The sequence below is a fragment of the Endozoicomonas sp. ALD068 genome (assembly GCF_049310145.1).
In the GTDB taxonomy this organism is placed as follows: domain Bacteria; phylum Pseudomonadota; class Gammaproteobacteria; order Pseudomonadales; family Endozoicomonadaceae; genus Endozoicomonas_A.
Genome location: NZ_JBLYNU010000004.1, coordinates 1311332 through 1329609 on the forward strand (window position 1 = coordinate 1311332; position 18278 = coordinate 1329609).

The 18278-nt window shown below is 48.1% G+C and carries 16 protein-coding genes and 1 other RNA gene; 9 read left to right on the plus strand and 8 right to left on the minus strand.

Annotated features, from left to right (window positions below; all coding sequences use genetic code 11):
* Positions 1 to 91 precede the first annotated feature (91 nt).
* Complete coding sequence (ppnN, locus tag ACO6V5_RS04360; RefSeq protein ID WP_422410525.1) at positions 92 to 1471, minus strand: nucleotide 5'-monophosphate nucleosidase PpnN; 1380 nt, start codon at positions 1469 to 1471, stop codon at positions 92 to 94.
* A gap of 533 nt (positions 1472 to 2004) precedes the next feature.
* Between ppnN and yfcD the strand changes: the two genes are divergently transcribed.
* Positions 2005 to 2544 (plus strand): NUDIX hydrolase YfcD, encoded by a 540-nt coding sequence (yfcD, locus tag ACO6V5_RS04365; RefSeq protein WP_422134164.1) that lies wholly within the window; start codon positions 2005 to 2007, stop codon positions 2542 to 2544.
* Positions 2545 to 2553: 9 nt separating this feature from the next.
* On the opposite strand, the gene ACO6V5_RS04370 is transcribed toward yfcD, so the two are convergent.
* Together ACO6V5_RS04370 and lon are read right to left on the minus strand one after the other, a co-directional pair.
* Complete coding sequence (locus tag ACO6V5_RS04370) at positions 2554 to 5913, minus strand: hypothetical protein (protein WP_422410527.1); 3360 nt, start codon at positions 5911 to 5913, stop codon at positions 2554 to 2556.
* A gap of 402 nt (positions 5914 to 6315) precedes the next feature.
* Positions 6316 to 8799: an endopeptidase La gene (gene lon / locus ACO6V5_RS04375; protein ID WP_422134162.1), complete on the minus strand. Its 2484-nt coding sequence runs from the start codon at positions 8797 to 8799 to the stop codon at positions 6316 to 6318.
* Positions 8800 to 8948: 149 nt separating this feature from the next.
* On the opposite strand from lon, the gene ACO6V5_RS04380 reads away from it, so the two are divergent.
* The 6 genes from ACO6V5_RS04380 to ACO6V5_RS04405 all read left to right on the plus strand — a co-directional run bounded on the left by ACO6V5_RS04380 (position 8949) and on the right by ACO6V5_RS04405 (position 14215).
* Complete coding sequence (locus ACO6V5_RS04380) at positions 8949 to 9536, plus strand: DUF924 family protein (protein WP_422134161.1); 588 nt, start codon at positions 8949 to 8951, stop codon at positions 9534 to 9536.
* Between the two features lie 93 nt (positions 9537 to 9629).
* Entirely contained in the window at positions 9630 to 10205 is a 576-nt protein-coding gene (locus ACO6V5_RS04385; RefSeq protein WP_422134160.1) for a chalcone isomerase family protein, read from the plus strand.
* A 215-nt stretch (positions 10206 to 10420) separates the two neighbouring features.
* On the plus strand, positions 10421 to 10699 hold the full coding sequence (locus tag ACO6V5_RS04390) for a hypothetical protein (protein ID WP_422410530.1): 279 nt from the start codon (positions 10421 to 10423) through the stop codon (positions 10697 to 10699).
* A 280-nt stretch (positions 10700 to 10979) separates the two neighbouring features.
* Positions 10980 to 12155, plus strand: coding sequence for a thiolase family protein (locus ACO6V5_RS04395; protein ID WP_422410532.1), 1176 nt, complete (start codon positions 10980 to 10982; stop codon positions 12153 to 12155).
* 125 nt (positions 12156 to 12280) lie between these two features.
* Complete coding sequence (locus tag ACO6V5_RS04400) at positions 12281 to 13438, plus strand: acyl-CoA dehydrogenase family protein (protein ID WP_422134157.1); 1158 nt, start codon at positions 12281 to 12283, stop codon at positions 13436 to 13438.
* Positions 13439 to 13441: 3 nt separating this feature from the next.
* Entirely contained in the window at positions 13442 to 14215 is a 774-nt protein-coding gene (locus ACO6V5_RS04405) for an enoyl-CoA hydratase (protein WP_422134156.1), read from the plus strand.
* Positions 14216 to 14251: 36 nt separating this feature from the next.
* On the opposite strand, the gene ACO6V5_RS04410 is transcribed toward ACO6V5_RS04405, so the two are convergent.
* From ACO6V5_RS04410 to ACO6V5_RS04430, 5 genes are all read right to left on the minus strand, one after another.
* Positions 14252 to 14533 carry a peptidylprolyl isomerase gene (locus ACO6V5_RS04410; protein WP_422134155.1) on the minus strand — a complete coding sequence of 94 codons (282 nt, stop codon included), beginning with the start codon at positions 14531 to 14533 and terminating at the stop codon, positions 14252 to 14254.
* A gap of 4 nt (positions 14534 to 14537) precedes the next feature.
* A complete protein-coding gene (locus ACO6V5_RS04415) occupies positions 14538 to 15053 on the minus strand; it encodes a ProQ/FINO family protein (RefSeq protein WP_422134154.1) in 516 nt (171 codons plus the stop codon).
* 102 nt (positions 15054 to 15155) lie between these two features.
* Complete coding sequence (locus ACO6V5_RS04420) at positions 15156 to 15539, minus strand: DUF2237 family protein (RefSeq protein WP_422410536.1); 384 nt, start codon at positions 15537 to 15539, stop codon at positions 15156 to 15158.
* A gap of 332 nt (positions 15540 to 15871) precedes the next feature.
* Positions 15872 to 16129 carry a hypothetical protein gene (locus ACO6V5_RS04425; protein WP_422409201.1) on the minus strand — a complete coding sequence of 86 codons (258 nt, stop codon included), beginning with the start codon at positions 16127 to 16129 and terminating at the stop codon, positions 15872 to 15874.
* 369 nt (positions 16130 to 16498) lie between these two features.
* Complete coding sequence (locus ACO6V5_RS04430; protein WP_422138255.1) at positions 16499 to 16663, minus strand: hypothetical protein; 165 nt, start codon at positions 16661 to 16663, stop codon at positions 16499 to 16501.
* Here ACO6V5_RS04430 and ACO6V5_RS04435 point away from each other — a divergent pair.
* Both ACO6V5_RS04435 and ffs read left to right on the plus strand, forming a co-directional pair.
* Positions 16658 to 18019: a L,D-transpeptidase family protein gene (locus ACO6V5_RS04435; RefSeq protein ID WP_422134151.1), complete on the plus strand. Its 1362-nt coding sequence runs from the start codon at positions 16658 to 16660 to the stop codon at positions 18017 to 18019. The two genes, ACO6V5_RS04430 and ACO6V5_RS04435, sit on opposite strands and share 6 nt — an antisense overlap.
* A gap of 98 nt (positions 18020 to 18117) precedes the next feature.
* Positions 18118 to 18214: signal recognition particle sRNA small type (gene ffs / locus ACO6V5_RS04440), an RNA gene on the plus strand.
* Positions 18215 to 18278: the final 64 nt, after the last annotated feature.

Here is an 18278-nt window from a genome sequence, read left to right on the forward strand (position 1 = left end):
TTGCGCCTTGCAGAGCACCTGCCCAATAAGCCAGAAATATTCGATTCCGTATGGCTGAGTACTTATCACTTCGCTTTCCAGAGCTACTTTTTTAGCTTTCGCTTTCGATCTCGTAACAGGGGACATAATGACTGCCCGGCAGCTTCATTCTGAATTGTTCTACAAAAGACTGAAGCAGGCTATCGACCTGTTTCATCAGTTCAGGCTCTCCCTTCAATTGATAGGGGCCTTTTGCCCTGATCTGGCAAACGCCTTCTTCTTTTATATTGCCTGCCACAATACCTGACATGGCGCGTCGAAGATTGGCCGCCAGAATATGGGGAGGCAGCTGGGTATTTAACTCGAGGTTCGCCATGTTTTCGTGGGTTGGGTCAAAGGGGGTTTGAAAGTCCTCGTCAATTTGAAGCAACCAGTTAAAGTAGTAGGCGTCGCCATGCTTTCTGCGATAGCGCGTAACCTGCTCCAGTCCACTTCTCATCACCCGGCTGACTTCCAGCGGATCATCAATAATAATCTGGTAGCGTGACTGGGCTTCTTCCCCCAGTGTGTTGCCGATAAATTCATCAATTTTTTCAAAATATTCCCTGGTGGCTTCTGGCCCTGTAAAAACCAGTGGGAAAGGGATTTCCCTGTTGGCAGGGTTGAGTAAAATGCCGAGAATATAGAGAATTTCCTCACAGGTTCCCGGTCCACCCGGAAAAACGGTGATACCATGACCCAGACGAACAAAGGCCTCCAGACGCTTTTCAATATCCGGCAGGATAATCAACTCGTTGACAATAGGATTGGGGGATTCGGCCGCAATAATGCCAGGCTCTGTTAAACCGATGAATCGTCCACGGGACATTCGCTGTTTGGCATGACCGATATAAGCCCCTTTCATGGGGCCCTTCATGGCACCCGGACCACAACCTGTGCAAATGTTCATGCTTCTCAGGCCCAGCTGGTAACCCACTTTCTTGGTATATTCATATTCATGTCGGGCAATGGAGTGTCCGCCCCAGCAAACCACAATACTGGGAACCTGTTGGGTAATAAAAGCGTCAGCGTGTCTGAGAATCTGGAAAACCAGATGCGTGATATCCGTGGAACTGTTTATAGCAAAGCGCGGGTCTTCTGTGATGCGAGACGACACATAAAGTATATCTCTGAGGACAGAAAACAGGTTTTCCCGAACGCCGCGAATCAGTTTTCCAGCGACAAAGGCGTCGGCAGGAGCATTAATTAATTCCAGTTTTAGTCCGCGGTGTTCCTGAACAATACGAATGTCGAAATCCTGGTATTGCTCCATGATTTCTTCGGTGTCATCACCTTCCTGTTCACAGTTGAGTATGGCCAGGGCGCACTGCCGGAACAAACGATGCAACCCTTTCTGACTGGTGTCCTGAAGGCTGCTGACCTCATGGTTTGAGAGAACACGCATGGAGCCTACAGGGTTAACAATAGTGGAAACAGTATTTCTGGCGGTCATGGCACCCCCTGGTTTTTTTATCGTGAAAATCGTCCAGCGATTTGGATAGCAAAGTGGTTCTGACCTTGTGGCCATGTTATTTAATCGGCCACAGTCTGATTATATGTGGATATAAGACATTTTTTCAGTCTTGACGGATTGTCCATCCTCTGACAAATTGGGAGTGTTAACACCTTGTTGAGAGCCGAATGGTTGACTCACTGGCTCACATTTCATTTCGGCTCTTTCAGGCTTTGCCAGAGGTAGTGAAAATGGCTAAACAAAGAGTAGTGGGCTATCTGAATCATCACCATGTGACCTTTTCAACCCATCGCCAGCCATCCGCTTTTACGGCTTAGGAAGTTGCCGAACAGGCACAGATCAGTGGTCATAATTTGGCCAAAACAGTGATGATATCTCTGAACTTTTGATACTGGGTTGGCAAGACTTTCAGGAGCTCGTGCATCCGGTTGTGCTCTCGAAGAGACAGAGAGATACGATTGCGTGAAAATGTCTCACGGTAAAATAAAACGAATATCCGGAGCCTGGTATTTATGCCATCTAACCCAGAACTGCAGCCTGCATCAGAAAAGGTCATTATTGTCGATGAAAGTAACCAGGTGCTTGGTGCTTTACCCAGAAGCCAGATGAGAGAAAAGAAACTTTGCCACCGGGCTACTTACGTCTTTGTTTTTAACAGTAAAGGGCAGCTCTACGTTCAGGAAAGGACGTTGAGCAAGGATATTTACCCGGGTTATTTTGAGCCGGCAACGGGAGGCGTAGTCGCTGAAGGTGAGAGTTATGACGTGGCTGCCGTCAGGGAACTGGCGGAAGAGCTTGGCATAGAAGACACACCTTTGGAGCCTCTGTTTCACTTTTACTTTCAGAATGATGACTGCAAGGTTTGGGGGAGGGTCTACAGCTGTCAATATGAGGGGGAGCTGAGGTTGCAGGAAGAAGAAGTGGCAAGGGTAATCATGGAGTCGCCTGAAGAGATTCGGTCAAACCGCTTCAACCGGACATACACACCAGACAGTCTCGTGGCTCTTGAACGTTTGATGAATCTCTATGGTGACAGAGAAATATCTGCCTGAACTTTCCGGTCAAATCGACATCATCTTAAGTATTGAGGCCCACTCACGCTTGAGCCCCGGGTCAAGAAAACCTTTCGAAGATCTGGAAAATACAGGTTGGCTAAGCAGCGATGCATAGCTTGAGAAAGAGTTTGAAAGCAAGAAGTTCTCTTCTTCCAGATGGCCCATTTCATCGGTTGGAGAGATCCTTATCTCCTTATCTTCATCATCGATTGCTACAGGCAAGTCTTCACTGACGGCAGTGGACTTTTGATCAATCGTTGGGTTGTAGGGTGTATCCAAAGCATCGAAAAACTCATCATCTTCTTCCATGCCAGATATTGTCTCAGAGGCCGTGTTGTTTTCGATGCTGGTTTCGGCAACCGGGCCTTGAGATGTCAGCATGGTCAGCAGGTTGGGCTCAACAGGTCCCCTTACTTTTATCAGTAATTCCATAACCCGATCAACCTGCTGATTTGCATCCTGAATCTTCTTCAGCAGCAGAGGTTTGCTTAAGTAGGCTGACTCATCAGTTCGGGCAGTTTTCAGATGCTGTTCAACCTGATTCAGGATTCTCACGCGATCATTCAGACTCAGCGCTTCTCCCTTTTGAAGGTTAAACAGCTTATTGACTGCTTTCACGAAAGAAGCCTTTTTTTCCTCTGTCATCAAAAGATCTTCTGTGAAAATCCCTGCAAGTTCCGGATGGGGTTCTTCTGTAACAAGATCAGCCAGGACGGAAATAGCTGCCTTTCTCATGACCTCCGGGGTTGTGGGAGTCTCTATCAAATGCCTGAGGCGACGAACTTCCTTTTCTAACGTTACACCTTCAGCTAGCTCATCCCTTACCGCCAACTCCACTTTCACCTTAAGAGCTGATGGGTTGCCCTGCCTGATACCAAGGTCAAGCATTCTTGCAGCCTGTCTGGGATCCCCTGACTCAATCAAAAGGTCAGCGGCTTCTTTAAAGCGACCATGCTTGATCAGCAGGATTTTAAGATAATTCAGAGTGCTATGAGCTTGAATGTTGTCATCTGCCCAGAGGTTTTGAAGAAGAGTCTGTATCGGAAAGTGTTCCAGTGAGCGGGCAACGATGTCCGGATGGCTTTGGTCAAGCAGGTTTAATAATGAGATGAGATGATGAGGGTCTGCAAAGTAGGGATGGTGACTGACCAAGTCTTGAATAAGATCATTCAGCTGCTTTGTTTTATAGAGATTGTTTATATTGCAGTCGATAAGCAGCTTGATCACTTCTTCTGCTTTTTTCGGATTGGATTTATAGGCAAACTCGGCTAAGCGGAAGGCAATGGCTTTTTCCTCGGGCGTGTTTTTAGGGAGGTTTTTTGCCAGATGGATCAGCCATTCAGTGTCAGTCACCAGTTTACTGGCATTTTCGATGTCTTTTCTTTTCAACAGCTGTCTGTATAGCTCAAAGGCTTTCTGTCGTTCAACGACAATCAGCCTGTGTGCGACACTCTCAAGCCATAGCCATTGCTCATCATCTGCTTCTGCAGCTTCCCTGGCATAGAAAGCTTCAGGGATAGCCTGCAGGGCGATCATGCAGTCACTTTCATGCTTAAATCTTTCCTGATCCCGGACAAAGCGGAGCAGGATCCGGCAGGCGGCCTCGTCACCTCTTGCCGCTTCTATGCAACGTTTTTCCATTAATCTTGGCACCATCCTTACTGGCTGGGCTAAAGCCTGGTCTTCTGAGATGATGTCACTGAGCACTCTACTGAAGGCATCGGGTACAATGAGTACACCCTCTTCTTTTTTGAGTGCTTCTATATGCTGGTGGTGAAGTGCAGGTGACGCTTCATCTGACGTATTGCCTGATTGAGATTGCTCTGGTATTGGAGCATCTTGAGTGTGCATCTGATTCAGTCGCTCATAGGTGACCTGATCGTGATCTTCTATTCTGGTTGCCGGTTTTCCAGGGAGCAGACCGGGTATCTCGATTTTGCATGCGATAAATTCAAACGGCCAGCCTATTTGCAGTCCTGTTCCACCTTCGTAGGGAACCAGGCGTGTTTCTTTGGCTGTTAGCGCTTTTTTTACTAACCACCCAGCCAGGCTTCCACCTGAAACTCTGATACCGTGTTTCAAATCTTTTATCCTGACTTCGCCGTGCTGCATAAAAGCGAAGATATCGAGATGAACAGGTTTTGAGAAGAGAGGAGCTAATAGCCAACCAATGTAGGGGATGTTTCGAATGGTTTTGGGGTGAATGATCAGTGAGCTGTTGAAGGTTCCATTATGAGTATCATCGAAGTGCTGAATGTTGACTTTCTTAACCTCCAGCAGGGCAGGCCGGGCTGACTCGTTGACAAGCTTTAACGCATCGAAAGCAAGTATGGATGTTTGTTTTGTTGAAGCTTTAAGCAGATCGAGAGGTTTGCAAAAGCGGACGCCTTTCATGGTCAGCTTTCCTCTCTCATAACCTACTATGCAGTCTGATTCTTTTGAAGGGTCAGGTACTGCCGTCAGCTCTTCATAAGAGTCCAGATTTTCATATCGGACTTCAACTCTTTCAGCGGAAAGTTGCACCGCTGTTCGATCCTCGGAAGAGGAAATGAATGAGTTTTTCAATATCTGGGAGATGCTGATATCGGTGCCGACTGAGATAGTCGTGTTCTCGAGTCTGATTTGCAACGTCAGTGGAGGTTTATCTTTAACCGGAATTTCAACCGTACAGGAAAGATCCCCTACTTCAAAATGGTTTTTTGTGGCTTGTCCATTGATTAAATAGCTCTCTGATGCCTGGACGACTCTTTTCGAGTCGAAGTTCAGCGCTGTAATTCTAACGGGCAGATCATCGCCATTCTTTATGAGTATCTCATTAAAGTTGAATGGAGTTTGCTCTCCGTCGACAATGACCGCCGTATAACTGCACAGCAAGTCATATAATAAAGAGCGCCACTGGCGTCTTTCATCCTCACGGCTGATCTCAATGCCAGCCTGATGATTGACGAAATTATCAAGCTTTGATGCGACTTTCTCGAAACCTGCACCAGGAAGGTTCGCCAGTGCTCCGACAGCTCTGCCTGGAAGATCTTTCAGTAAACCAAGGTAACCGGTCTGCTTTTCCGCTTCTTCAGGTTCAAAATCCTTAGTAGGAGGAAGTGTCGAGTTTTTCTTGCCGATGTAACTTTTGTACCATCGCCGGAAGAACCAGGGGCGTCTTTCAGCTTTTCGCTCATTAATCTGAGGGGATTGAGGTGCCCGTTGATCAGATGATTCGTGGCTCAATTGACTCCTGGTGCTTGTCTCACTGATTTGTCTGCCCAGATGGTCCTGTCCAGTGAGTGGAGAAGAGGGCGGATTACGATCGCCAGAAGATCTGGAGGAAGGGGGCGAGTTGTTGCTGCCAGGTGTAAGAGGTGATGACATGTCGCTGCAGTCCGTTATGAGCTTTCGGGTTCATCAGCATTTCAGTATTTATTAACACAGCTTAGCTGATAGCAATAGAGCTTGGCAGCTTGGTTGAGGCGGTAGGAGAAATTGTGTTTTTGCGCTGCTAAAAAGTGTCGAATGAATGGCAGACTGTCAAAGGAAATGGCTGGCATTTTGCAGCGTGACGAAAATTGACTTAAAAAAAATTCTTATGCTTCAAAATTCTTGATTGCAGATGGACAGCAATCTTTAAGAAGTCAATACTTAGCTCGCTCACTAATGTGTCCTAACGGGGGTCTCCCTCGTTGTTAGAGCATTGAATCATGTGCCGCCCCCTAAGGGGCGGCACAGTTCGTTGTGGGGAAAGAAATTTCCAAGTCCGGGTCGATCTGATTGAACTCAACGCTTTCTCACAGGCTTTTTACGTGCAGTTTTCTTTGTGCTTTTCTTTACAGGCGATGTCTTTACAGGCGATGTCTTTTCAGGAAATGCTGCTTGGCGCACATCTTCGAAGGTTGTGGCAAAGTGAATGGTCATATCTTCTCGAATATAATCCGGCAGTTCATCGTAATCTCTTCGGCATTCTTCCGGAATGATCAGGGTATGAATACCTTGTCGTTTGGCGGCTATGACTTTTTCCCTGACCCCGCCAACAGCCAGAACTTTTCCGGTTAGAGTCAGCTCTCCGGTCATGGCTAGAGAGGCGGGCTTTTTGCTCGTGGCAAGAGATAATAGTGCGGTTGCCATGGTAATCCCGGCTGAAGGACCGTCTTTGGGAGTTGCGCCTTCAGGCACATGAAGATGGATAAAGGCTTTTTCAAAATAGGCTTCCGGAATGCCTAATTTTTCAGCCTGGCTTGAAACAAAGCTATAAGCTATTTCAGCAGACTCCTTCATGACATCCCCCAACTTACCGGTCAGTTTGAAGCCAGCTCGCTGATGATGAATAAGGCTGGCTTCTACTGGCAGGGTTGCGCCTCCCATGGCAGTCCAGGCCAGACCTGTCACTACACCAATGCCTTCAATGCGCTTCTCTTTTCTGAAGTAAGGTGCACCCAGATAGTCAGATAGATTCCTGGTAGTCACACTGAGACTCTTACCGGTGCCTTCAAGCAGTTGAACAACGACTTTGCGAATAATTTTATGAAGCAGTTTTTCAAGGTTTCTCACGCCAGCTTCCCTGGCATAGCCCTCAATGACTGCCTTAAGAGTGAGGTCGGAGAGCCTGATCTGGCTCTTTTTTAAACCCGACTGTTTCAACAGTTTTGGCCACAGGTGATTTTTGGCGATAGCCATTTTTTCTTCTGTGATATAGCCTGAAAGTCTTATGACATCCATTCGATCCAGAAGAGGGCCGGGAATCGTGTCCAATTGATTGGCAGTACTGATAAACAGCACTTTTGAAAGATCGATTCTCATGTCCAGATAGTGATCGAGAAACTCACTGTTTTGTTCCGGGTCGAGCACTTCCAGCATTGCGGATGCGGGGTCTCCACGATAAGAGGCACCGATTTTGTCAATTTCATCCAGCATGATAACGGGATTGGCAACATCGACTTCCTTAAGGGCCTGAACCAGTTTGCCCGGCAGTGCACCGATATAGGTCCGGCGATGACCTTTAATTTCTGCTTCATCCCTCATGCCGCCCAGGCTGAAACGATAAAACTTTCTGCCTAAAGCACGGGCGACGGATCGTCCTATGGACGTCTTACCAACGCCGGGAGGGCCTGCCAGTAACATGATAGTGCCTGATATTTCCTGTTTGTAAGCACCAACAGCCAGAAACTCGATGATTCGGTCTTTGACGTCTTCAAGCCCATCATGATCTGCATTTAAAATTTCTCTGGCATGGGCAAGATCAAATATGTCTTCGGAGTATTTGCCCCAGGGGACCGAGGTAGCCCAGTCAAGATAGTTCCGGCAGATGGCATATTCAGGGGAGCCCACTTCGAGAATCGAGAGCTTTTTCATCTCGTCATTGATCTTTTTAAGGGGCGTTTCCGGAATAGCCAGCTCGGCAATCCGTTTTTCAAATGCCTCAATTTCAGCCGTTCTGTCGTCTTTCGAAATGCCAAGCTCTTTCTGAATGACTTTCAGCTGTTCTTTTAGAAAAAATTCACGTTGATGCTTGCTGATCTTGCGGTTCACCTCAGCGTTAATCTCACCCTGAAGGCGGGCCACTTCCTGTTCCTTGCGGATGAGAATCAATACTTTCTCCATTCGACGCTGAACAGAGAATGTTTCAAGGACTTCCTGCAACTCCTTACCCGGCGCAGTGGTGATGGCGGCTGCAAAGTCCGCCAGTGGGGACGGGTCTTTTGGACTGAATCGATTGAGGTAATTTTTCAGTTCTTCGCTGTAGAGCGGGTTCAGCGGGATTAATTCTTTGATGGCCTGAATCAGTGCCAGTGCGTAGGCTTTGATTTCATCGGTGTCATCTTCGATATTGTCAGGGTACTCTACCTGAACCAGGTAGGGTGGGCGTTTTCGAAGCCATTGCTTGATACGAAAGCGCTGCATGCCCAGAGCGATGAACTGGATCTGGTCGCCTTCCGGAAGGATATTGTGAATTCTTACGGTGCAGCCCACCTGCGGAAAGTCTCCCGGACTGACCACATGGCCAGCTCCTGTCATGCCAGCAACATAACTGAGTCCTACTACTTTATGTGGGCTCTGGGCGACCCGATGAAGTGTTTCTTCCCACTCCTGACTACTGAATACCAGAGGTTGAACCTGTGCCGGGAAAAACGGCCGGTTTGAGACAGGGATGAGGTAAAGCTTGTCAGGCAGAGCGTGTTCCGGGAGCACCAGTCCGGTACCCATATCCTCTACCTGTTCATCAGCTGAAATAACTTCGGGTTCCTGATTGTCCTGATCTGTCATAGTCTTTTCGGATAACGTCTCGGAATGAATAGTAAGCGGATAATGACTATCTGGAGTCATCTCCAGTGATTTCAATAGGCGATGTAATTAAGTATGGTTGAGTAAAATCTGCGTGCCACTCAACTGACGCGATCAAGGGAGTTAATAATATGAAAAGTTTTCAGGAAGTTTTGGGTTTCTGGTTTGAAGGTGAACCCCTTGGCGATGTGCAAATGTCTCGCTGGTGGAAGAAAAGTGAGGCTCAGGATCAGCAGATCCGCAATCAATTTGCTGGCTTGCCGGAGGCGATAGAGTCCGGAGAGTGCGACGAGTGGCTGGAATCCGCTGAAGGGCGGTTGGCAGCGATTATTGCGCTGGATCAGTTTCCCCGGAATATGTTCCGGGGCGATCCCAGATCCTTTCAGTACGATCATACTGCTCTGACGATTTCCAGAGAGGGTGTAGAGCTGGGTCAGCTGGATCAGCTGACAGAGCTGCAACAGGCTTTTTTTGTCATGCCTTTCATGCACAGTGAGTCGCTTGAAGATCAGGAGCAATGTGTGAGGCTGTTTGAGAGCATTCTTGGCGGGGCTGGAGATGGCTATCAACAATACCTCGCAGGTTCACTGGATTTTGCTGTCAGACATCGTGATATTGTTGCCAGATTTGGACGCTTTCCTCATCGCAACAGCCTGCTGGAACGTGAGAGTACCGATGAAGAATTGAGCTTTCTTCAGCAGCCTGGATCATCTTTCTGAGCTTTTTTCGCCATGTCCGTGGTAAAAATGGGAATAAAGTATCAGCTGCTGTAATATGTCGCGACAAACAATAATAATACCCAAAGGATACTTATGAAAAAGTTGTTTATTGTCGCATTTGGGATGGCCCTCTGGCAGTCAGCTCAGGCTCTTTCGATGAAGGGTGTGGAGATCCCTGATGTTGTGAAGTCAGACGACACTGTTTTGCAACTTCAGGGTGCAGCAGTTCGAACATGGTATTTGGTGGTAGACGGTTACATTGGTGCACTCTATCTTGAAAACCCCACCACTGACGTATCCCGCATACTCTCTGAAGAAAGTTATCAGAGAATGAGCTTCACCATTCTGTTATCGAAAATGAGTGCGAGACGTATGGCCAATGCCTTTTACGAAGCGATTCAGATTAATACATCTGAGGAAGAGCAGAAGGAGCTGGAAAAAGGTATCGCTCAGTTTATGGGCATGATTGATGGTACTCTGAGCAAAGGAGAATCTGGAACCTTTGAATACATCCCTGGTAAGGGAGCCAGAGTCATTATTGCCGGGGAGGAAAAGGGGATCATACCCGGCAAGAAACTATTCAACGCAATACTTAAAGTTTGGATTGGTGAAACCCCGCCCAACCAGAAGTTTAAGGAAGGTATTCTGGGTTTGAATGCCAAGGGGTAGAGCTTTTCACAAGATAGAGCTTTTCACAAGATAGTGCTTTTCACAATAGGTTGCTTTCGGTTTTGTCTTCGGGGCTGCTCACAAGGCCACTTTCCTCTGCTGCTAATGTCGAAACTAACCGGTCAGGTATTTATGACCTGAATTCAAGCAATGTTTTTCTCTTCTCAGCCGATGCATGGATAGAGGTGCCTTCGATCAGCCAAGAGGAGAAACTGATGAGTAAGTCTATAGAAAAAGCTGTTCTCACCATGACTGAATCGACCCAGGGGGAATATGTTATCCGGGTAACCCAGGGTGGCACGATTCTCTTTGGGGATGTCATTCTCCGCCTGCCAGCAGGTTTGGGAGAGTCGCTAAAAAGTGATCTGGCTTCAGTCATGGCCAATGCTGTCCTGAGGCACATCAGTTGTGCTGACAAAGAAGCTATCCGCGAAGTTGAAGGCCTCTTCCTCGAGTGGGGATGCTTTGATATTGCGGATGATAGCTGCATCTAACTGAATTAATATTCCCCCCCAAACATCTTGCCTTCTCAGGTTAGAGGTGCCTGTCACAGAAGTGCAATCACGAGTCTAAATGTTCAGGGTGGTATTTTTTGTCCTCTCTTGCAGTAGAATGTTTGAGAGTCGGTCAGTTCTGTCGGATACTGGCTGTATTGTATCGCTGTTCTGCCGTAATCGTTTCAGTGCGATGAAGTGCAGATGAAGTGCAGATGTATTGTACAATGGAGCTTTTTGCCGTATGTGCATTTAGCATCAACAAAAACAAGAGATTACCATGTCTGATCAAGTTAGTATTGTCATCGTTTCAGCTTCACGTACTCCCATGGGAGGTTTCCAGGGGAGCCTTTCAGACGTCTCAGCGCCTGAACTGGGCGCTGTTGCTATCCGTTCTGCCCTTGAGAAAAGTGGCCTTTCTCCCTCCGATATCTCTGAAGTTCTGATGGGCTGTGTGTTGCCTGCAGGCTGTCGTCAGTCTCCCGCCAGACAGGCAGCCAGAGGAGCAGGTCTGCCGGACTCTACTTGCACGACAACTGTCAATAAAGTGTGTGGCTCAGGCATGAAAACCGTCATGATGGGCGCGGCTCAGCTAAAATTGGGCGAGGCTGACGCCGTGGTTGCAGGCGGTATGGAGAGTATGACGAATGCGCCCTACTTTCTGGAAAAAGCTCGCTCAGGTTTGAGATTAGGGCACGGAGAGATTAAAGATCACATGTTCACTGACGGGCTGGAAGATGCCTATGAAGGCCAGGCCATGGGCGTTTTTGCCGAGCAAACCGCCAAACGATTTGAAGTATCCAGAGAATCGATGGATGACTATGCTCTGGAATCACTGAGAAGAGCCCTGGCTGCCAATGAGGAAGGGGCATTCGCAGATGAAATTGCTCCGGTGGAAACACGTCGTAATGGTGAAGTTACGGTGGATGAACAGCCCGGCAAGGCCCGTCCTGAAAAGATTCGGCAGCTGAGACCCGCGTTCGAGAAGGACGGGTCTGTCACAGCAGCAAACTCCAGCTCTATTTCCGACGGTGCGGCGGCCCTCGTTTTGATGCGTGAAGAAGATGCTTTGGCCAAAGGTTTGGCACCTATTGCACGCATCAAAGGCTATCAGAGCCATGCCCAGTTCCCGGCGGAGTTTACTATTGCCCCCATTGCTGCTATCAGTAAATTGCTGGAAAAGGTGGATTGGCAGGCAGAAGATGTAGACTTGTTTGAAATCAATGAAGCTTTTGCGGTTGTCACCATGGCGTGCATGCAAGAGCTGGGTCTGGATCACAGCAAGGTCAACGTCTACGGTGGCGCCTGTGCGCTGGGCCATCCACTGGGAGCCAGTGGCGCCCGAATTATTGTGACGCTTCTTAATGCCCTGAAAAAGAAGGGGGGCAGCAAAGGTGTTGCATCCCTCTGTATTGGTGGTGGTGAAGCTACTGCTATCGCACTTGAGCTTATTTAATGTGTCTTGAGCTCAGGATTTTTGACGACTTGGTCGTTTATTAATCGCCACAAGCAAAAGGAGTCTGTAATGGTTTTCTGAAGTCCGGCAGGCTCCTGAGGCTTACAAACAATAAGAGGCCGTTAATGAACTTTACCCTGACAGAAGATCAAATCGCTTTCCGTGATCTTGCCGCCCAGTTTTCCCGGCAAGAGCTGTTACCCCATGCGGCTGACTGGGATAGAGATAGCACTTTTCCCGTTGAGACCCTCAGAAGAGCTGGCAAACTGGGATTTTTATCCCTGTATGCACCTGAATCAATGGGGGGGATGGGGTTATCACGGCTCGACTCAAGTCTGGTTTTCGAACAGCTTGCCATGGGATGTACGTCAACCACGGCTTATATGACCATCCATAACATGGTCGTCTGGATGGTAGGACTGGCTGCCAGCGATGAGGTGCTGTCCGAGTGGAGTGAGGCTCTGGTGACGGGTGAAAAACTGGCTTCTTATTGCCTGACAGAACCGGGTTCCGGGAGTGATGCTGCTTCTCTGAAAACCCGTGCCGTCAGGGAAGGAGACGAGTATATCCTTTCCGGTTCGAAAATGTTTATTTCAGGTGCGGGCAGCACCAGTCTGCTGTTGGTCATGGCCCGAACGGGGCAAGAGGGTCCAAAAGGTATCTCTGCTTTTGCGGTTCCTGCCGACAGTGAAGGAATTACTTATGGTCGTAACGAAAAGAAAATGGGTTGGAAAAGTCAGCCAACCCGGCTGGTAAGTTTTGACAATGTCAGGATTCCCGCCAGCTCTCTTCTGGGTATGGAGGGAGAAGGCTTCACTCTTGCTATGAAAGGTCTGGATGGTGGTCGAATTAACATAGCCACCTGCTCTGTCGGTACTGCTCAGCAGGCGCTGAATACTGCCAGAGAATACCTTAGGGAGCGTAAGCAATTTGGAAAAGCTCTGGCCGAGTTTCAGGCGTTGCAGTTCCGGTTGGCCGATATGGCCACAGAGTTGACGGCAGCCAGGCAGATGGTCAGGCTCGCAGCCTTCAAGCTGGATCAAAAAGACCCTGAAGCCACTGCCTATTGTGCCATGGCTAAACGATTTGCCACGGATGTTGGTTTTAAAATCTGTGATGAGGCGCTGCAACTTCATGGGGGGTATGGTTACATCAATGAATATCCTCTTGAGCGGCATGTTAGAGACACTCGGGTGCACCAGATTCTGGAAGGGACCAATGAGATAATGAGACTGATCATTGCCCGTAGAATTCTGGCTGATGAATACGCAGGACTGGAATGAACTATGTCTGATCTTTTGAAGCTTTCTCTCGAAGGCCATATCGCCACCATCCAACTGAATAACCCGCCGGCCAACACCTGGACACTGGAAAGTCTGAAGCTCCTTCAAGAGATGGTTGATGACTTGAATGAAAATCCGAGGGTCACCGCCCTGATTATTTTCTCTGAAGAAGAAAGATTTTTCAGTGCCGGAGCCGATCTTAAGCTGTTTGCCGATGTTTCGCCTGAGCAGGCCCGGCCCATGGCGGAAGCATTTGGCATGGCTTTTGAAACACTGACAGAATTTAAGGGCATCTCTATTGCAGCAATCAATGGGTTTGCCCTGGGGGGTGGGCTTGAAGTGGCGCTGGCCTGTGATCTGAGAGTGGCTGAAAGACAGGCCTTGTTGGGGCTGCCAGAAGCATCAGTGGGTCTGCTGCCTTGTGCAGGTGGTACTCAAAATTTAATGTGGCTGGTGGGCGAAGCCTGGACCAAGCGGATAATATTGCTGGGTGAGAAAGTGGACGCAGAGAAAGCCTGTCAGATTGGTCTGGTGGAAGAAGTCGTAGAGCAGGGGCAGGCCTGTTCAATGGCTCGGGAGCTTGCTGAAAAGGTGAGTCAGCAAAGCCCTGATTCTGTTGTCGCCAGTAAAAAGCTGATTCAAATGAATCGGCTTTCCTCAAGCAATAGGTACGCTGTTGAGCGAGATCTGTTCCTGAAGTTGTTTAAAGGTCAGAATCAAAATGAAGGTGTTAAGGCTTTTCTGGAAAAGCGCTCACCTGATTGGCGCTACGAGTAAAGCCAAACCCGGCTTGGCCGGGTTGCTATTTGAGTGTCAGTCGTTGCGAAACAGTGTTTGTACCAGGTGGAAGCCGAATTGAGTTCTGACCGGACCATGAACCTTAAGAACTTCTTTTCGAAACACCACCTGGTCAAAGGCTTTTACCATTTGTCCCTGACGAAATTCTCCAAGGTCTCCTCCCTTCTTGCCAGAGGGGCAATGGGAGTGTTTTTTGGCCAGCTGGCCAAAGTCAGCCCCTTTGTCCAGCTGCTTTTTGAGCTTTTCTGCTTCTTCCTGCGTTTTAACCAGGATGTGTCTGGCACCGGCAGTCGCCATAAGATTACTCCTGAGTGGTTGAATTTTGGTTAGTGGCCGTTTTGCAAGTGTCACTTTGAGCGGGTTGTCCGGTCACTACCAGTTTGAGTTGCCCCACAAAGACTCGTTCGTTCTTTTTCTGGCGAGTCAGTTGTCTCTGATACAGAAGAATTTCGGCGTTGACAGCTTCTTTCAGTTTGACTTTGCCGGCAGGTTTGCCATTCAGGTCGACGCGGTTTCTGCCTTCCTTGATCGATGATAGGTAGCGATCCTGCTGAGTAAAGAGTTTCAGGGCTTTTTTGATGGTGCTGGCCGGAAATTCACCGGTCTGATTCATTTCATTATGGATGCCGACTTTAAGGGGGCGCGGTGAAGCCACCCGAAAGGCTTCAGGCCAGCGTTCCCTGATCAGGCGGAGTGCTTCAGAACTGGATATTTCATCTCTATCGTTAGCTGAAGTCTGTTCATCAGAAGAAGAAAGGTTACTGCATTGAGTATCTGCCCTTGAAATAGTCAGATCTTCTCTTTCTGCATTGTGCATATTGTGCTCATGACTGATTACTTGGGATGTTTGTTCTGTGCAATTGTACTGCATTGTGGACTTCTAATGATATGTTTTGAAACCGAACACTTGTGTCGTTTATTAATGAATATCAAGGGCTTTAGATTTCAATACACCAAAGCTGATCATTTCAAGAGCCTTTTCGTGTGTCGATCTCAAGTAGACTGGAGGGGCGACGCCGACTTCATAGGCTTGTATCCACCTCTGTGCACAAAGACACCATTGGTCGCCTTCTTTGAGTCCGGGAAAACGGTAGGCCTGATTGGGGGTAATCAGGTCGTTACCCTGTTCGAGGGAAAACTCCAGGAAATCCTTAGTGACTCTGGCGCAGACAACGTGCTGTCCAATGTCATTCTTGTCAGTATGGCAATACCCATCCCGGTAGATTCCGGTAACAGGATCAAGGCAACAGGGTTGAAGAGGTTCCCCGAGAACATTTTTTTGATCAGAAGCCGATGTGCTCATGCCGTTTTCCGCAGACAGTCCTGAGGTGAGAGTTAACAGCAGGTTGCTTCGGCAGTCAATGAAGAATTTTCAGTAATACCAATCGTGCTTTCTAACTCCCGTGATGAGCATGGAGATTTGAGCCTTAAGACAAGGCGGCGTGAGGAGTCATAGCCTTAGCTATGGCGACGATCGCCAACGCAGGATTAAGGCTCAAATCTTCAGCGCAATAGGGAGTTAGAAAGTTCGATTGGTATAAGATCCTGACGGTAAAGAGAGGAGTATCAGGACCTTGATTCTTATTGCTGTTTGTAGACACAGTCGTTTACTTTGTTAAGGCATCACTGCTTGTATCAAGGTCTGATAGAGGTGTGGTTTTTTGCCTGTTTGAGAGTCATTTGCAGGGCCTGTTCTCTTGGCAGGACTTTATAAATACTTCTCAGATATTCGGCTTCAAGCGCTAAAGAGTCTTTAGCGTTTAAAGAGCCTTCTGTCTTGACAGTTTCTTCTAATCTGAGGTTGTTGATTTCTTGATGTTTTTCTTTCAGCTGCACATTGGCTCTGAGGTATTTCAGATAAGCTTCCATGTGACTTTGTTCAGGTTTGCTCATTCTTGTTCCAAATCGCCTTGGTCGAAAAGTGCGTGTTTAGCTAAAAAGTGATCTGTTCGAGCTAAACGTACTTTCAACATTAAAAATAACGAATCCTATTCACCTGTTGTCCTGACATCTTGCTTCGGACGGGCTGCTCTTTGTCGGAAGGTAGCATGCATAGTGCGTGCCAATGATAGGGGGGATGGGTATTAATACCTATTCTGGTGCGTTTCCTTTACGTGGGGTGAGTGCTTAAGTGGCTTTTTTTGAGTTGTTCTTCGTAGTGCTACGTTACGATTGGGATCGCGGGTTACACATTGTTCCGGGGTGAATCCCGTCGGCGAGTGCTTTTTCTCATTGGTTTGACAGATTTTTGTCACTCGAAGCTCAGGGGTAACCACCCATTAATGAAATCTGCTCTTTGTCGGCCAGCCAGGCCTCCTCTTTGCCTGATCGTTTGTAGCGCTCTTTAGTCTTCATATAGCTACCAATTTTGTTTCCCCAGACATTCTCTGTCTCCAGAGCGCAGCTGAAAACGAGGATATTATGCATAGATGGGTTGTCATGCTGATTGGGTTCACGCTTTATGCCAAGGCCGATAATACTGCTTATATCAACTGGATTGCCGGTTTACCAGAACAGGGTATTCCTGTGGAGGACCCGGACTGGCAGCGCCTGGTTGCCAGTCCTTCTTCTGCAGCACTTCAACAAATAGTTCGTCGGTACGCTTTGTATGTTGATAGAGGGCGTCTTGATAAAAGATTGTTTCAGCCAGGCTGGCAGATAGATGACCAGCCACGTAAAGAAAAAGATCAATCGCAACGCTATTCCATTGATGACCTTAAGGGTCTTGAGCCTGACCTTCCCCAATATCGTGCTTTGATCAACAGTCTGAAAAAACTCAAGAACTGGAGCCTGGTGGCTGCTCAGGAATTTCCGGATGATCTGATTTTCTTCAAAGACGATCGGCACTCTGCTGTTGTCCGCCTGAATCAGTGGTTGATGGATCTGGACCTTGCAGAGCATTTGGAAGGAAGTGTTTACACTCAAGCGCATAAGGATGTCCTGACGCAAGTACAGCTTCAGTTTGATCTGATGCCGGATGGCAGGCTGGGGGTCATGACGCGTCAGGCATTGTTAGCCATAACTCACGAAAGAATCAGAACGCTTAAGGCTAATCTTGAGCGTCTTCGCTGGTTGCCATCGACACTGCCATACCCTCACATTCGTGTGGATATTGCGGGTTTCAATGTTGCCTGGGTCAAGAATAAAACCAATCAGAAGATTCATAAGGCGATCGTTGGAATGCGTCATAAGCAGACGCCGGTTTTCAATGATCAGGTCGAAAGTGTGACATTCAATCCCGTCTGGAAAGTTCCTCATTCTATAGCCGCCCATTCGATGTTAAGGGCTGAAAGGAAAGAACCGGGATTTTTAAAGCGTGAAGGTTTCGTCGTCTATGAAAGCTGGGAGGACCGGGCACCTGCTGTTGCTATCGATAAAGTCAATTGGCGATCCTTGACGCCCGGAACATTTCGTTACCGGCTTGAGCAGCAACCCGGTGAGAAAAACCGATTAGGGCGCTTTAAGCTGGATCTGCCGAATCCGTTCGGTGTCTATCTCCACGATACGGATAAGCCTGAGCTGTTTGCAGAGGAAAGGAGGATGTTTAGTTCAGGCTGTACCCGGGTTGAAGGGATTGCCGATTTGATCCAAACCATCTTTCATCAGCAATCTATGGCGTGGGTGCACAAAACCACCCCTGGAGAGCTGACGTACAAAAGAATGCTTTTCCAGCCTGTGCCTATCTATTTTGTTTACTTTACAGCCTGGCCCGATGAATCGGGCAGAGTCCGGTTCAGAGAAGATATCTATCAGCAGGACGCTGCCATGACCAGCTGGTTTTGAACATCTGGCAGAGAGACACTATAAGTAGTTGACGGAGTAGGGCGTTTTGTGGAAAATGCGCTGCATCCAGACGAGACGTCTGTTTTTTTGGTGGGCCCTGTCGGTCCCCTCGCAATGATCAGCTGTGAACCCCGCCAGGCCCGGAAGGGAGCAACGGTAGCAGTGACATCATGTGCCGGGGTGTGGCTGGTGGGGTTTGCCTCCATCTGTATTGCCCTGTCCTTGAAATATCCTTATCAGATCCCTGTGAATCGTGCAT

Bases quoted from the DNA above. Each gene is read 5' to 3' on its own strand.
- ppnN (WP_422410525.1), bottom strand. From the start codon at position 1,471: ATGACCGCCAGAAATACTGTTTCCACTATTGTTAACCCTGTAGGCTCC.
- yfcD (WP_422134164.1), top strand. From the start codon at position 2,005: ATGCCATCTAACCCAGAACTGCAGCCTGCATCAGAAAAGGTCATTATT.
- ACO6V5_RS04370 (WP_422410527.1), bottom strand. From the start codon at position 5,913: ATGTCATCACCTCTTACACCTGGCAGCAACAACTCGCCCCCTTCCTCC.
- lon (WP_422134162.1), bottom strand. From the start codon at position 8,799: ATGACAGATCAGGACAATCAGGAACCCGAAGTTATTTCAGCTGATGAA.
- ACO6V5_RS04380 (WP_422134161.1), top strand. From the start codon at position 8,949: ATGAAAAGTTTTCAGGAAGTTTTGGGTTTCTGGTTTGAAGGTGAACCC.
- ACO6V5_RS04385 (WP_422134160.1), top strand. From the start codon at position 9,630: ATGAAAAAGTTGTTTATTGTCGCATTTGGGATGGCCCTCTGGCAGTCA.
- ACO6V5_RS04390 (WP_422410530.1), top strand. From the start codon at position 10,421: ATGAGTAAGTCTATAGAAAAAGCTGTTCTCACCATGACTGAATCGACC.
- ACO6V5_RS04395 (WP_422410532.1), top strand. From the start codon at position 10,980: ATGTCTGATCAAGTTAGTATTGTCATCGTTTCAGCTTCACGTACTCCC.
- ACO6V5_RS04400 (WP_422134157.1), top strand. From the start codon at position 12,281: ATGAACTTTACCCTGACAGAAGATCAAATCGCTTTCCGTGATCTTGCC.
- ACO6V5_RS04405 (WP_422134156.1), top strand. From the start codon at position 13,442: ATGTCTGATCTTTTGAAGCTTTCTCTCGAAGGCCATATCGCCACCATC.
- ACO6V5_RS04410 (WP_422134155.1), bottom strand. From the start codon at position 14,533: ATGGCGACTGCCGGTGCCAGACACATCCTGGTTAAAACGCAGGAAGAA.
- ACO6V5_RS04415 (WP_422134154.1), bottom strand. From the start codon at position 15,053: ATGCACAATGCAGAAAGAGAAGATCTGACTATTTCAAGGGCAGATACT.
- ACO6V5_RS04420 (WP_422410536.1), bottom strand. From the start codon at position 15,539: ATGAGCACATCGGCTTCTGATCAAAAAAATGTTCTCGGGGAACCTCTT.
- ACO6V5_RS04425 (WP_422409201.1), bottom strand. From the start codon at position 16,129: ATGAGCAAACCTGAACAAAGTCACATGGAAGCTTATCTGAAATACCTC.
- ACO6V5_RS04435 (WP_422134151.1), top strand. From the start codon at position 16,658: ATGCATAGATGGGTTGTCATGCTGATTGGGTTCACGCTTTATGCCAAG.
- ACO6V5_RS04430 (WP_422138255.1), bottom strand. From the start codon at position 16,663: ATGCATAATATCCTCGTTTTCAGCTGCGCTCTGGAGACAGAGAATGTC.